Origin of the sequence: Acinetobacter sp. CIP 102129, from assembly GCF_000368305.1 — a bacterium.
GTDB classification, from domain to species: Bacteria; Pseudomonadota; Gammaproteobacteria; order Pseudomonadales; family Moraxellaceae; genus Acinetobacter; species Acinetobacter parvus.
In genome coordinates, this window is sequence record NZ_KB849341.1 from 1,134,277 (window position 1) to 1,149,582 (window position 15,306).

10 protein-coding genes and 1 pseudogene are annotated in these 15,306 nt (G+C 43.5%); 2 read left to right on the top strand and 9 right to left on the bottom strand.

Features of this window, described 5'->3' with window-relative positions; translation table 11 throughout:
* Positions 1-49 precede the first annotated feature (49 nt).
* The 3 genes and pseudogenes from F973_RS15315 to F973_RS13435 all read right to left on the bottom strand — a co-directional run bounded on the left by F973_RS15315 (position 50) and on the right by F973_RS13435 (position 2,679).
* A pseudogene (locus F973_RS15315) lies at positions 50-336 on the bottom strand (lysozyme inhibitor LprI family protein).
* A gap of 29 nt (positions 337-365) precedes the next feature.
* Positions 366-1,730 carry a Na+/H+ antiporter family protein gene (locus F973_RS13430; RefSeq protein WP_004762317.1) on the bottom strand — a complete coding sequence of 455 codons (1,365 nt, stop codon included), beginning with the start codon at positions 1,728-1,730 and terminating at the stop codon, positions 366-368.
* Between the two features lie 76 nt (positions 1,731-1,806).
* Positions 1,807-2,679 carry an alpha/beta fold hydrolase gene (locus F973_RS13435; RefSeq protein WP_004762318.1) on the bottom strand — a complete coding sequence of 291 codons (873 nt, stop codon included), beginning with the start codon at positions 2,677-2,679 and terminating at the stop codon, positions 1,807-1,809.
* A 92-nt stretch (positions 2,680-2,771) separates the two neighbouring features.
* Between F973_RS13435 and F973_RS13440 the strand changes: the two genes are divergently transcribed.
* Complete coding sequence (locus F973_RS13440; protein WP_034432681.1) at positions 2,772-3,284, top strand: DUF4442 domain-containing protein; 513 nt, start codon at positions 2,772-2,774, stop codon at positions 3,282-3,284.
* 59 nt (positions 3,285-3,343) lie between these two features.
* On the opposite strand, the gene F973_RS13445 is transcribed toward F973_RS13440, so the two are convergent.
* Positions 3,344-3,703, bottom strand: a complete 360-nt coding sequence (locus F973_RS13445) for a YMGG-like glycine zipper-containing protein (RefSeq protein ID WP_004762320.1) — start codon at positions 3,701-3,703, stop codon at positions 3,344-3,346.
* Between the two features lie 178 nt (positions 3,704-3,881).
* Between F973_RS13445 and F973_RS13450 the strand changes: the two genes are divergently transcribed.
* Entirely contained in the window at positions 3,882-4,844 is a 963-nt protein-coding gene (locus F973_RS13450; RefSeq protein ID WP_004682288.1) for an IS30 family transposase, read from the top strand.
* A gap of 163 nt (positions 4,845-5,007) precedes the next feature.
* Here the strand turns inward: F973_RS13450 and F973_RS13455 are convergent, their stop codons facing one another.
* The 5 genes from F973_RS13455 to rplJ all read right to left on the bottom strand — a co-directional run bounded on the left by F973_RS13455 (position 5,008) and on the right by rplJ (position 15,194).
* Entirely contained in the window at positions 5,008-5,373 is a 366-nt protein-coding gene (locus F973_RS13455; protein ID WP_004680734.1) for a hypothetical protein, read from the bottom strand.
* 162 nt (positions 5,374-5,535) lie between these two features.
* Complete coding sequence (gene rpoC / locus F973_RS13460; protein WP_004762321.1) at positions 5,536-9,729, bottom strand: DNA-directed RNA polymerase subunit beta'; 4,194 nt, start codon at positions 9,727-9,729, stop codon at positions 5,536-5,538.
* Between the two features lie 143 nt (positions 9,730-9,872).
* Positions 9,873-13,961, bottom strand: a complete 4,089-nt coding sequence (gene rpoB / locus F973_RS13465; RefSeq protein WP_004674346.1) for a DNA-directed RNA polymerase subunit beta — start codon at positions 13,959-13,961, stop codon at positions 9,873-9,875.
* A gap of 309 nt (positions 13,962-14,270) precedes the next feature.
* Positions 14,271-14,639 carry a 50S ribosomal protein L7/L12 gene (gene rplL, locus F973_RS13470; RefSeq protein ID WP_004762322.1) on the bottom strand — a complete coding sequence of 123 codons (369 nt, stop codon included), beginning with the start codon at positions 14,637-14,639 and terminating at the stop codon, positions 14,271-14,273.
* A gap of 48 nt (positions 14,640-14,687) precedes the next feature.
* Positions 14,688-15,194, bottom strand: coding sequence for a 50S ribosomal protein L10 (gene rplJ / locus F973_RS13475; protein ID WP_004659354.1), 507 nt, complete (start codon positions 15,192-15,194; stop codon positions 14,688-14,690).
* Positions 15,195-15,306 lie beyond the last annotated feature (112 nt).

Consider the following 15,306-nt stretch of genomic DNA (forward strand, 5'->3'; position numbering starts at 1 on the left):
TTCCATGATTTTTCAATGCTTATGACTAAATTTTTTATACGCGCCACCATTAAAATGGCCCATGGCTCAGCACGCGACCCTGCAACAACTGGTCAAGCTGCAACTGTCGCTGTGCATAGGCACGTTTCAGGCATGGTGTATTGGCCCCATAGGAGTTACGCTGCTTTAACCAGTGGAACTGCTTGTCCTTTTCTGCATCCCGCCCGCCCATTGGCAATGCAGCAGGATAATCTGATAGATGGTTGCCAGTTTTATATCAACATCATTCAGTCCAATATTCTGGCAGATTTGCTGTTCAGCTTTTAATTTGGCCTCCATCAATAAAAAAGGCTCTATAAATAGAGCCTAAACATTGTTTTAATTTTTTATAAAACCATTGCAGCAATCCAGCCAAAAATAAGCAGTGGGATATTAAAGTGTATAAATGTTGGCACAACAGTATCCCAAATGTGATCATGTTGACCATCAACACCCAAACCAGCGGTTGGTCCCAAAGTCGAATCAGAGGCTGGAGAACCCGCATCACCCAGTGCGGCGGCAGTCCCAATAATTGCGATCGTTGCCATCGGACTAAAACCAAACTGCAAACATAATGGCACATACATGATGGCCAGGATCGGTACGGTAGAAAATGAAGAACCGATACCAAGTGTGATCAAAAGACCAACCAAGAGCATGACAAAGGCAGCCAGGGCCTTACTATCCCCAATCCAGCCTGCTGTTGCTTTCACAAGCTCAGGAACCTGATTGGTTGCTTCAATGACCGCAGCAAAACCTTGTGCAGCAATCATGGTAAAACCAACCAGTGCCATCATACGCATACCTGTCACAATCACATCATCGGCTTCTTTCCATTTAAAGATTCCAGCACAACTCAGGATTGCCACACCGACCAAGCCTGCGACAATCATTGAATCTGAATAGAGCTGTACGACAATCGTTGCAAGAATGGCAAATGCAGCCATGAATAACGTGAACTTTGCAATCTGGGGTGCTTGCTGCTCCTGGGTCATTTCACCCACGATACTACGTGCAACATTATGCAAGGCCTTGTCCTCATAATCTCGCGGTTTACGGTAGCTGATAAAAACCGCTGTTAACATCCCAAGGAACATTCCTGATACAGGGATCAGCATTGCTCGCGGAATTTGATCATTGCTGATATGAAAGCCGTAGCTTTGACCAAAATGGTTAATGTTGTGCGCCAAAATATCATTCAGGAAGATCGCACCAAACCCCATTGGCAAAAACATGTACGTTGCGACCAAACCGAACGTCAGCACACACGCAATCGCTCTACGATCCAGGCGTAGATGGTTGAAAACAATCAATAATGGTGGTATCAGGACAGGAATGAACGCAATATGTACTGGAATGACATTTTGCGATGCCACCGCAGCCGCACCAACTGTAAGAAAAATGAGAAATTTCACTTTCTTCTGGGTACCAATATCTGCATCATTTTTTAGACTTTTAACCAATTTATAGGCAAGTAAATCAGGTAAGCCAGAACGGGCAAGCGCCAAAGCGAAAGCACCGAGCACCCCATAAGCAAGTGCAATCTGAGCACCGCCGCCTAGACCATTATTAAATGCATCTAACGTACCCTGTACCCCCAGACCTGCCAACAAACCTCCCGTTAAAGCTCCAATTACAAGTGCAAAAACAACTGGAACCCGCCCCAGGGATAGGCCGAACATAACAGCAACCGCTGCAATAATCGCGAACATAACTTTGAACTAAATGAAACGAGGGCGCCATTCTACCAGAGTTTAAATTCCGTGATTGCCGTCAGTTGATTTTTATTTATGCATTTTTCACGATAAATTGGCGAATATAATCGGCAATTTTTTCTGGCTGGCTCAGTACCGCCCAGTGATTCGCATCCAGCTCAACATATTCAAATTCCTCAACCCATTTTGGCATGGATTCCGTAATGTATTCAGGGCTTACGAAAGCATCCCGCTTCAATACAATTGCCTGCACAGGACACTGTGCATAACGCTGGCGTGGCTGGGTCAAGGATGGAATAAAGTTGGCACGGTACAGATTGATTCCATATTTACCATCCGCCACAATATTGGCATTCAATGGTAGATCCTGTTTTTTCTCCAGACCACTTAAAATCTTGCCCCATTTCTCTGGACTAAAGAATGTCCAAACTGTTGGCGCAAGCAATGGTAAATGGAATGCGCCGATGTACCATGATTTAGTCAGCATCTTCAAGACATTGCTTGGAGCGGACTTAAATTTCTCACGTAGATACAGAGAGGCGTGATCCAGGCAAGGTCCCGAAATGGTAGTATAGGACAATAAGCGACCCTTTAGTTTTGGCTCAGTTGCCGATTCCCACGACTGTATAGAACCCCAGTCATGCGCTGCCATATGAAAATTACGGTTTGGCAGAACCTGACCAACCACTTCCTGCAAATCCAGAGATAAACGTGGCAAACGATAATGCTTGATGCGTTTAGGAATGGAAGACAACCCCGCACCACGAACATCGTAGGTCACGACAAAATAGTCATTTACCAACTTCTCAATAATCGGTTCCCATACTTCCTGATTGTCTGGATAGCCATGTACCAGCACCAATGGTGTCTTTTTCTCATCACCCCATGTCTTGACACAAAGTGTTTGCTGATCAGATGTGGTGACGGTTTTTACTTGTACTTGCATAATTCTTTCCCATTTTTTTTCAGTCGGCATGGTCATAGAAAAGCCATTGCCACCGATACGATAAAAATGATACTTATGGAGTATGAATAGAGTTGCAAGAAAAAAAATTGACCATGAAAGACATTTTCAAAAAAATTCGAACCATTCCTGTGGTTTCTAAATTTATGATCAACCACTACTCACCTTACCGTGGTGCAGGAATCACAATTGAAACCATTGATATGGACAATTACCACATCCGTGTCAAAATGCCGCTCACCCGAAAAAACCGTAACATTGTTGGGACACATTTTGGTGGAAGTTTATACTCAATGGTTGACCCATTTTATATGCTGATCCTGATGCACCATTTAGGCCATAAATACATTGTGTGGGATAAAAGTGCCTCGATTAATTTCCTGTCACCAGGTCGCAGCACCGTCTATGCCGATATACAGCTCAGTGCCACTGAAATTGCGAAAATTAAGCAATTGGCTGAAAATCATGAATCTGTGTTTCGAAACTATACATTGAATATTGTGGATGATGCGGGAACGCGAATTGCAGAAGTTGAAAAGGTTTTATACATCCGTCGTAAGAAACCCAAAGCCAGCGCTTCAGGATGAACCTAAATATAAAATGCCTGCAAACAATAGCAGGCATTTTTAAATCAATCAGATAAAACTTATTTTTTCTTCTCCTGAATGGCTGCACCAGCACCACCACCGATTGCACCACCAATCGCAGCACCAGAATCACCACCAAAGATTGATTTACCAATCACAGAACCAATACCTGCGCCAATTGCACTACTTGTGGTTGAGTTGCTGCTGCCACCCTTGGCGTTTGCACCGACACCTGCGCCCGCTGCCGCACCGACACCTGCACCAAGACTACCACCGACATGGTTACCTACACCACCACCAACAGCACCACCCAGTGCCGCCGCACCAATACGCTGGTCAGACGCACTCATATTCTGGCAGCCTGTAAACATCACCGCCGATAACATCAAAGTAGAAACTAAACCCATTGTTTTTTTCATGACGATACTCACTCCTGTTGGTTCTAATAAAAAGCATAATCTTCTTTTATGGGGAATTTGATCTGATTGTGTTACGCAGATTCAAATCCCAAGTGCAACACATTTGTAATTAGTTGAAAAAGTTAGGTGTATTCATAGAATCATTAGACTTTTTCAACTCGCAATTGGAAAGCACACAATGAAGAAATACACCCAACTTTCTCAAGATGAAAGATACGAAATTTATGCTACTTTGAAAAGTAAAAGTTCAATCGCTACCCTTGCTCGGGAGTTAGGACGTTCACGATCAACCATCTACCGTGAATTAAAAAGAAATACTGGGCAACGTGGATATAGAGCTCAACAGGCAGCTAAATTTGCAAGTCAAAGACGGTACCGTCCTTCATCATCAATGACAGCATTTGCCTTCGCTTATATTGATTATTTGATTGGTTTGGACTGGTCACCCGAACAAATTTCAGGTGCTTTAACACAACGCGGTTGGCTGGATGTACCTTCACATGAGTGGATTTACCAGTACATTTATCAAGATAAATCAAAAGGTGGTAAACTTCATCTACACTTAAGGCATCAGAAGAAATATCGAAAACGCGGTTACAAAAACACGGATCGTAGGGGTCAAATCATTGATAAAACAAGTATTCACTGCCGAGACCAGGTCATTGATCAACGACAACGTTTAGGAGATTTCGAAGGTGACACGGTGATTGGTAAACATCATAAAGGTGCTTTATTGACTCTCGTTGATCGAAAGAGCCTGTATGTACATATTGTTCATTTAGGGCCAACGAGAGCATCCTCTCAAACGATTACTTGTGCACTAGATCGTTTACAAATGAGCCATGCTTATAGTGTGACATTTGATAATGGCAAAGAATTTTCCGAACACAAAAGAATTACTGATGCTGGCATAGAGACGTATTTTGCTGATCCTTACAAGTCTATTCAGCGAGCTAGAAATGAAAATACGAATGGTTTAATCCGTCAATATCTGCCAAAATCATCATCGTTTGATGACGTGTCAAAGGAACAAATAGAGCAGATAGAATTTGCACTCAACCATCGTCCTAGAAAAACCCTAGGTTGGTATACACCGAGTGAAGTTATGGCTGGTTTTTATACTGTTGCACTTGCCGCTTGAATCCGCCTTATTAGAATGTCCGAATCGATTAATGTTTTGTAAAGACTTTCCATTTTTATATCACTAAATTGACGCTTTAAATGACGAAAAGAAGCCCTTATCCTAGACAAGGGCTTCTTCCTAATTTTTAAACAATACTTGGCGTACTTCTAAATTCTAGTATTTAGTATTTGCCTTTTTTCTCACCATAAGCTGCGCCAGCACTACCGCCCAGTGCGCCACCTACCGCAGCACCAGCTTCTCCACCCAGGACCGCACCACCCAGAGCCGCACCCACACCAGCACCAATCGCACTGTTTCTGGTGTTTTTACTATTCGCACCTTTTGCATTGGCAGCAACACCCGCACCAATCGCAGCGCCCAGTCCCGCACCAATATTACCGCCTAAACCTTTTCCGACAGCACCACCTGCACCACCCCCAATGGCAGCCGAACCAATACGCTTATTTTCTGGACTTACATTTTGGCAACCCACAAACAATGTGGTTGACATTAGGCCAACACTCACAATCATCATCATTTTTTTCATTAGAATTTCTCCTCTCTCAATTTAACGTAGCATAGACTGCTTTCATGAAGCATTTACCTTGATTAAGTAATCAAGTGCTAATGCTGTAATGTGTTTTTGTAACATTTGCTTGTTTTTCCACAAAAAAGGCACCGTAAGGTGCCTTTTTTGATTTGCTGGAACTTAGAACTGGTCTGAGTTCAGCGCTTGACTAAATGCCTGGTCAACTTCACTGAAATCGTTATGAAGTTCAAACTCCGCAGCTTCAGCCTCTTGACGACGACGCTCTAAGTGGTACGCAAGACCCGTACCCGCTGGGATCAAGCGACCCACAACAACGTTTTCTTTCAAGCCACGTAAATCATCTTCTTTACCTGTTACAGCAGCTTCAGTTAACACGCGTGTTGTTTCCTGGAACGATGCAGCAGAAATGAATGAGTCAGTAGAAAGCGATGCTTTGGTGATACCCATCAATTGACGTTCAAACTTCGCAGGGAACTTGTTCTGAGCCAAGACAGCTTGGTTCTCTTGAACAACGCGGATGTAATCCACTTGCTCGCCCTTAATGAAACTTGTATCACCGCCATCAGTGATATCAACTTTACGCAACATTTGACGTACAACAACTTCAATGTGCTTATCGTTGATTTTTACACCTTGCAGACGGTAAACGTCCTGAACTTCGTTCACGATATAGTTGGTTAATGCCACTTCACCTTTCAAACGTAAGATGTCATGTGGGTTTTGTGGGCCATCAGACACCGTTTCACCACGGTTGACATGCTCGCCTTCAAACACGTTCATGGTACGCCATTTCGGAATCAGCTCTTCATAAATTTCCGAGCCATCATCTGGTGTAATCACTAAACGGTTCTTACCTTTGGTCTCTTTACCAAAGCTCACGATACCAGACACTTCTGCCAGAATCGCATGCTCTTTCGGTTTACGTGCTTCGAACAAGTCAGCTACGCGTGGCAGACCACCTGTAATATCACGGGTACGAGAAGATTCCTGTGGTACACGACCAATAACGTCACCCACACCAATCGTTTCGCCATCACGGACAGTTACAATTGTATTTTGTGGCAGGAAGTAGAACTGTTCGCCGCCATCGGTTGTATCCAACACGATTGCAGGACGTAAATCTTTACCAGAAGCAGGACGTGCTGTTACAGGTAAGATTTCAACAGTGGTCATACCTGTTGCATCGTCCGTCTTAGAGGTTGCAGTTACACCATCAGCGATCTGGCTAAAACGTGCTTTACCAGCAACTTCTGTTACCAATGGATGTGTATGCGGATCCCAAGTCGCTACGATACCGCCAGCTTCTACAGCTTCACCATCTTTCAACAAGATGCTTGCACCATAAGGAAGTTTGTAACGCTCACGCTCACGTCCCAAGTCATCCGCAATACCAATTTCACCTGAACGAGAAACCGATACCAAGTGACCTTTGGCATGTTGTACAGTTTTCACGTTGTGGAAACGTACAGTACCTTTGTTACGCACTTGAACACTGTTCGCAGCAGAAGTTCGGCTCGCAGCACCACCCACGTGGAACGTACGCATGGTTAACTGTGTACCTGGCTCACCAATTGACTGTGCAGCCATTACACCAACAGATTCACCTGGGTTCACCAAATGACCACGTGCGAGGTCACGACCATAACAACGCGCACATACGCCGAATGTAGATTCACACGCAATAACTGAACGAACTTTAACTTCATCGACACCAGCTTCTTCAAGCTGAGCTGCGATTTTCTCGTCAATTAACGTACCACGAGGTAATACAACTTCATCATCAGATGCACGACGTACGTCTTCAGCAGTTACACGACCCAATACGCGGTCACGTAATGGCTCGATGACATCACCACCCTGAATGAATGGTGTCATCACCAAGCCGCCAGCTGTACCACAGTCAGATTCAGTAATAACCAAATCTTGTGCCACGTCTACAAGACGACGGGTCAGGTAACCCGAGTTCGCAGTTTTCAATGCAGTATCGGCCAAACCTTTACGTGCACCGTGTGTTGAAATAAAGTACTGGAGTACTGTTAAACCTTCACGGAAGTTCGCTTTAATCGGAGTCTCAATGATCGAGCCATCTGGCTTCGCCATCAAACCACGCATACCAGCAAGCTGACGGATCTGCGCCGCACTACCACGGGCACCCGAGTCAGACATCATATAAATCGAGTTGAATGATTTCTGTTTCTCATCTTCACCTTGTTTGTTTTTCACAACGGTATAAGACAAGTTATCCATCATCGCTTTCGCAACTTGGTCGTTGGTACGTGCCCAAATATCGACTACTTTGTTATAACGCTCACCCGCAGTTACGAAACCTTGCTCAAACTGTTGTTCAATTTCGCGAACTTCAGTTTCAGATTTAGCAATAATCGCTTCTTTGTTTGGTGGAATCAACATGTCTTCCATACCGACGGACACACCTGAACGCGTCGCTTGACGGAAACCCAAATACATCAACTGGTCAGCGAAGATAACAGTGTCTTTCAAGCCAAGCTTACGGTAGCAAGAGTTGATTAACTTCGAGATGTTTTTCTTGGTCATCTCAAGGTTGATCATATCAAAGCTTAAGCCTTGTGGAACCACTTCCCACAACAGGCAGCGGCCTGGGGTAGTATCAACAATAATGGTCTGCTTTTCACGGTGACCATTTTCATCAATCACGGTTTGATGTACACGTACTTTCACGCGCGCATGAATATTCACTTTACCTGTCGCCAGGGCACGGTTCACTTCATGTGTATCCGCAAACACCATGCCCTCACCCTTGGCATTTACCGCATCACGGGTGATGTAGTAAAGACCCAAGACCACGTCCTGAGATGGTACAATGATCGGCTCACCATTTGCAGGTGACAGGATGTTGTTGGTTGACATCATTAATGCACGTGCTTCTAACTGTGCTTCAAGCGTTAATGGTACGTGTACCGCCATTTGGTCACCGTCGAAGTCAGCGTTAAACGCAGCACAAACGAGCGGGTGTAGACGGATCGCTTTACCTTCAATCAGGATCGGCTCAAATGCTTGCAGACCTAAACGGTGAAGTGTAGGCGCACGGTTCAACATCACTGGGTGTTGACGAATTACAGATGCCAGAACATCCCAAACTTCTGGAGTTTCACGCTCAACCATTTTCTTCGCAGCTTTAATGGTTGTTGCTTGACCAGAAGCTTGTAGTTTCGCGAAAATAAATGGCTTGAACAGTTCAAGTGCCATCTTCTTCGGAAGACCACATTGGTGCAGACGTAAAGTAGGACCTACGGTAATGACCGAACGGCCTGAATAGTCAACACGTTTACCAAGTAAGTTTTGACGGAAACGACCTTGTTTACCTTTGATCATATCAGCCAAAGATTTCAATGGACGTTTGTTCGAACCTGTAATTGCACGACCACGACGACCGTTATCAAGCAACGCATCAACAGACTCTTGTAACATACGTTTTTCATTACGTACGATAATATCTGGTGCTGCAAGGTCAAGAAGACGCTTCAAACGGTTATTACGGTTGATCACACGACGATATAGATCGTTTAAGTCTGAAGTCGCAAAACGACCACCTTCAAGTGGTACAAGCGGACGTAAGTCTGGTGGAAGTACTGGAAGTACGTTCATCACCATCCATTCAGGCTTGTTGTTTGACTCTTTGAATGCTTCCATCAACTTCAAACGCTTAGACGATTTTTTCAGCTTAGTTTCTGAGGTCGTTTGTGGAATTTCTTCACGTAAACGCGCGATTTCAGCATCTAAATCGATATCTTTAAGCAAATCTTGAATTGCTTCTGCACCCATTTTCGCAGTGAATTCATCACCGTGTTCTTCAAGTGCGTTGTAGTATTCTTCGTCACTTAAAAGTTGATACTTTTCAAACGGTGTCATACCAGGATCAGTAACAACATAAGATTCGAAATACAATACGCGCTCGATATCGCGTAATGTCATATCAAGAAGTAAACCGATACGGCTCGGTAATGATTTCAAGAACCAGATGTGTGCAACTGGAGAAGCAAGGTCAATATGACCCATACGCTCACGACGAACTTTAGCAGTCGTTACTTCAACGCCACATTTTTCACAAATGACGCCTTTATATTTCATACGCTTGTATTTACCACACAAGCATTCATAATCTTTTACTGGACCAAAAATTTTGGCACAGAACAAACCATCACGTTCAGGTTTAAAAGTACGGTAGTTAATGGTTTCAGGCTTTTTAACTTCACCGTGAGACCATGACTTAATCATCTCTGGTGACGCAAGACCAATACGGATACGGTCAAATTCAACAGGTGCATGACCTTCTGAATCCGTTTTCTTACGCATGATATCGAGCAAGTCTTTCAATTTTTTTCTCCGTGTGTCGGGGAGCTACGCTCTTCCGACTGGGTCACAAATATTGTTTTTACTGAAATTATGGAATCTCCGCCTAGCCCCTCTTTTCAAAGAGGGGAACTTCCCCCCTTTTTTAAAGGGGGAACGAGGGGGATTTAGTCACCATTTTTCAGTTCAATGTTGATACCTAAAGAACGGATCTCTTTGGTCAATACGTTGAACGATTCAGGCATACCTGGATCCATATAATGGTTCCCATCTACAATATTCTTATAGATGCGTGTACGGCCTTCGACGTCATCCGACTTCACAGTAAGCATTTCTTGGAGCGTATATGCTGCACCGTATGCTTCAAGTGCCCATACTTCCATCTCACCGAAACGCTGACCACCGAATTGTGCTTTACCACCAAGCGGTTGTTGAGTTACAAGTGAGTAAGAACCTGTTGAACGCGCATGCATCTTGTCATCAACCAAGTGGTTCAGTTTCAGCATGTACATGTAACCTACAGTTACAGGACGGTCAAACTGTTCACCTGTACGACCATCAAACAATACTGTTTGACCTGTACGAGAAATGTCTGCCAATTCAAGTAAGTCTTTGATCTGGCTTTCTTCAGCACCATCAAATACAGGAGTCGCTAATGGAACACCAGCACGTAAGTTACCTGAAAGCGCCAAGATTTCTGCGTCAGTCAAGCTATCAAGCTCTTCCTGCTCACCACCAACCTTGTTATAAATCTTGTCTAAGAATTCACGCAGTTCAATCACTGTACGTTGTTCTTTCAACATTTTTTCGATCTTATCGCCAAGACCTTTCGCCGCCATACCCAAGTGAGTCTCAAGAATCTGACCCACGTTCATACGTGACGGTACACCAAGTGGGTTCAATACGATGTCGACTGGCACACCATTCGCATCATGTGGCATGTCTTCAACTGGCAAGATGTTTGATACAACACCCTTGTTACCGTGACGACCCGCCATCTTATCACCAGGCTGGATACGACGTTTAACTGCCAGGTAAACCTTAACAACTTTCAATACGCCAGTTGTTAATTCATCACCTGTAGAAAGTTTACGCTTCTTCTCAGCAAACTTCTCGTCAATCTCGTAACTCTTCTCTTTCAAGAACACTTGAATTTGAGTTAAACGCTCAGCAATTGCTTCATCATTTGGCTGGATTTCAAGTAAATCAACCAACTCTAAACCAGACAATACCTCTGCAGAAAGTTTATCACCGCGTTTGGTTGAACCACCACCATTAGATTCTTGACCTTTCAACAAACGAACAATACGTTCACGTGCTGCTTCTTCGAAGATTTTGTATTCTTCTTTCAAGTCTTTACGGTATGCATCAAGCTGAGCTTTCTCAATTGCCTGCGCACGTTCATCTTTTTCCAAACCATCACGTGTGAAGACTTGAACGTCAATCACTGTACCTTTAGTACCCGATGGAACACGTAAAGATGAGTCTTTTACGTCAGCTGCTTTTTCACCAAAGATTGCACGAAGTAATTTTTCTTCAGGTGTTAACTGAGTTTCACCTTTAGGCGTTACCTTACCAACAAGGATGTCACCCGCAGTCACTTCCGCACCGATATACACAATACCTGACTCATCCAACTTAGATAAAGCTGCTTCGCCAACGTTTGGAATATCAGCGGTAATTTCTTCCGAGCCCAACTTAGTATCACGTGCGACACATGACAATTCCTGAATGTGAATCGACGTTAAACGATCTTCTTGAAGCACACGCTCAGAAAGTAAGATCGAGTCTTCATAGTTATAACCGTTCCATGTCATGAACGCGACGCGCATGTTTTGACCCAGCGCAAGTTCACCCATGTCAGTCGATGGACCGTCAGCCAAAATATCACCACGAGCAACTTTGTCGCCCAGGTTCACGATGACATTCTGGTTAATACAGGTATTTTGGTTTGAACGTGTATATTTAATCAGGTTGTAGATATCTACACCTGCTTCACCCGCAATCATTTCATCTTCGTTGACACGAATCACGATACGAGATGCATCAACATATTCAATCGCACCACCGCGGTTGGCGATTACACACACACCTGAGTCACGTGCGACGTTTGCTTCCATACCTGTACCCACAAGCGGCTTGTCAGCACGCAATGTAGGAACAGCCTGACGTTGCATGTTCGAACCCATCAATGCACGGTTCGCATCATCGTGTTCAAGGAATGGAATCAATGATGCTGCAACAGAAACAACCTGCTGTGCAGAAACATCCATATGTGTGACGCGCTCAGGCGACATACGCACAAATTCACCTTGATGACGGACAGAAACCATTTCTTCAGTCAAGTTGCCATCTTTATCCACTGCTGAGTCGGCTTGTGCAATGACAGTGCCTACTTCTTCAATTGCAGATAAATATTCAACTTCATCTGTCACACGACCATCTACAACTTTACGGTATGGTGTTTCCAAGAAACCGAAGTCATTCGCTTTAGCATAGACAGAAAGCGAGTTGATCAAACCAATGTTTGGACCTTCAGGTGTTTCAATTGGACAAACACGACCATAGTGAGTTTGATGTACGTCACGTACTTCAAAGCCTGCACGTTCACGCGTCAAACCACCAGGACCAAGCGCAGATACACGACGTTTGTGGGTAATCTCAGACAATGGGTTATTTTGGTCCATGAACTGAGACAATTGGCTTGAACCAAAGAATTCTTTGATTGCCGCAGCAACTGGTTTGGCGTTAATTAAATCTTGCGGAGACAAGTTATCAGTTTCTGCTTGGCTTAAACGCTCTTTCACAGCACGTTCAACACGGACTAGACCAACACGGAATTGGTTTTCTGTCATTTCACCCACAGAACGTACACGACGGTTACCTAAGTGATCGATATCATCGACTTCACCTTTACCGTTACGGATTTCTACTAATGTACGTAATACATCAATAATATCGTCGTGTGACAGAATACCTTCAACTTCACGTGACTTCTGGTCAGTACCGACTTCGTAAGGACGCCCCAAACGACGGTTGAACTTCATACGACCCACTGGAGAAAGGTCATAACGCTCAGAAGAGAAGAACAAATTATTGAATAGGTTTTCAGCAGCTTCTTTCGTCGGTGGCTCGCCTGGACGCATGACTTTATAGATTTCAACAAGTGCTTCTTCACGACCTGTTGTTGTATCCGCACGCAATGTATCTGCAATGAACGAACCACGATCGATGTCATTCGTGAACAGGATGTTAAACTGCTTCACACCATTTTCAGCGATCTTCACCATGATGTCATGGCTAAGAACGGTATTCGCAGGAATCACATCACCACTTTTCAGTGTGATATCTTCAGCTGTAATACGCTCATATAAATATTCATCAGGTACAGAAAGCTTGGCTAAGTTCGCAGCTTCCATTTGACGTACGTGACGTGCGTTAATACGTTTACCTTGTTCAACGATCGCTTTACCATCATTGTCCAAGATATCAAATTGTGCCATTTCACCACGTAAGCGATCTGGAACAAGATCAATTTGATAGCTACCCATATCAAGATATACAGGTACTTTTTCATAGAACAAATTCAAGATTTGTTCATTGCTATAATTTAAAGCACGTAAGATCACAGTCGCCAACAATTTACGACGACGGTCAATACGTACGAATACTAAATCTTTAGCATCAAATTCAAAATCTAACCATGAACCACGGTAAGGGATAATACGTGCTGAATACAACACTTTACCACTTGAGTGGGTTTTACCCTTGTCATGGTCAAAGAATACACCTGGTGAACGGTGTAATTGAGATACGATGACACGCTCAGTACCGTTGATAACGAAAGTACCGTTATCGGTCATGAGTGGCATTTCACCCATATAAACTTCTTGTTCACGCACGTCTTTAATTGATTTCGTTTCACGATCTTTAATGATCAAACGAATTTTTACGCGCATTGGTGCTGCATAAGTTGAACCACGTAAAATACATTCACGTACGTCAAACTCAGGCTTACCAAGACTATACTCAACAAATTCTAAAGCAGCATTGCCAGAATAACTTTCAATAGGAAAAACTGAACGAAATGCGGCTTGGAGACCGATATCTTCGCGATTTTTTGGAGTTTTACCGCCTTGTAAGAATGTACGGTACGAATCGACCTGAATCGAAAGTAAGTACGGTGCTTCCATTACGTGGGGCAATTTACCAAAATTCTTACGGATCCGTTTCTTTTCGGTATATGAGTATGCCATCTGGAGTCCTCGGAAAGTAAACTAAACCCGCCTGCAGAACGGGTCTAGAAAGAATTACGCAGGCCGATATGGCCACCACTGTTTACAAATGCTGCAATTTTTAGTGGTATTAAAACGCTTAACAATATTTTTATAAGCAAAAAAATATTGGTAAGCGTTTGATTTCATAAATTTTGTTTAAATAATACGCACAATGAACGTAAAACTATCAAAAAACGAGCCGATTATTGTAACGCAAAAAGGCTGATGACCCAAGAGCCATCAGCCATTTTTTGGAGCCGATTTTGAAAAAATCGACTCCCTACAGCATTACTTAAGTGTAACTGTAGCACCAGCTTCTTCAAGCTTCTTCTTAAGTTCTTCGCCTTCTTCTTTAGAAACGCCTTCTTTAAGAACTGCAGGAGCGCCTTCAACAAGATCTTTAGCTTCTTTAAGACCAAGGCCAGTAGCTTCACGAACTGCTTTAATTACAGCAACTTTGTTAGCACCGAAAGAAGTCAACTCAACGTTGAATTCAGTTTGTTCTTCAACAGCAGCAGCAGCAGCAGGACCAGCAGCTACAGCTACAGCAGCAGCAGATACGTTAAAACGCTCTTCAAATGCTTTGATTAAGTCAACAAGTTCGATAACTTTTAATTCAGCAACTGCGTCTAAGATTTGTTCGTTTGTTAAAGCCATGAGAATAACTCCAAATGGATATTGAATGGTGTGAAAGTAGATTTAAGCTTAAGCAGCTTCTGACTCGTTTTTCTCTTGGAGCGCTGTAAGTAAACGACCCAATTTCGAAATAGGAGCTTGAAGAACAGACGCAAGCATAGTAAGTGCTTTTTCGTGGTTCGGAAGGTTTGCAATAATACTAACTTCTTCACCTTGATAAAGTTTGCCGTCAAATGCAGCAGCTTTTAATTCAAATGCTTTGTTAGTTTTAGCAAATTCTTCGAACAAGCGTGCAGCTGCACCCATATCGTCTTCAGAAGTTGAGAATGCTAAGATTGTTGGACCAACCAGATTGTCATTCAAGATAGAGAATTGCGTATCTTGAAGAGCACGTTTAGCTAAAGTATTACGTACAACACGTGTAGCAACACCTAGTTTACGAGCTTCAACACGAAGAGCAGTTAATTGCTCAACGGTTAAACCCTGGTAGTCAGCAACAACGGCAGCGAACGCTGTAGAAGCAACTTCAGTTACTTCAGCAACGATCTGTTTTTTGTCTTCGATAAGAAGAGCCATTGTAAAACCTCCTAACGGTGATTTATGTACCTACACAGGTACACTCCCAATTCGTAAGTCTTTCGACTTACACGCGGAGGAGCAACAAATCACACCACCGCGTCTACTCAGA

Bases quoted from the DNA above. Each gene is read 5' to 3' on its own strand.
- rpoB (WP_004674346.1), bottom strand. From the start codon at position 13,961: ATGGCATACTCATATACCGAAAAGAAACGGATCCGTAAGAATTTTGGT.
- F973_RS13450 (WP_004682288.1), top strand. From the start codon at position 3,882: ATGAAGAAATACACCCAACTTTCTCAAGATGAAAGATACGAAATTTAT.
- F973_RS13435 (WP_004762318.1), bottom strand. From the start codon at position 2,679: ATGCAAGTACAAGTAAAAACCGTCACCACATCTGATCAGCAAACACTT.
- rplL (WP_004762322.1), bottom strand. From the start codon at position 14,639: ATGGCTTTAACAAACGAACAAATCTTAGACGCAGTTGCTGAATTAAAA.
- F973_RS13455 (WP_004680734.1), bottom strand. From the start codon at position 5,373: ATGAAAAAAATGATGATGATTGTGAGTGTTGGCCTAATGTCAACCACA.
- F973_RS13430 (WP_004762317.1), bottom strand. From the start codon at position 1,730: ATGTTCGCGATTATTGCAGCGGTTGCTGTTATGTTCGGCCTATCCCTG.
- rplJ (WP_004659354.1), bottom strand. From the start codon at position 15,194: ATGGCTCTTCTTATCGAAGACAAAAAACAGATCGTTGCTGAAGTAACT.
- F973_RS13445 (WP_004762320.1), bottom strand. From the start codon at position 3,703: ATGAAAAAAACAATGGGTTTAGTTTCTACTTTGATGTTATCGGCGGTG.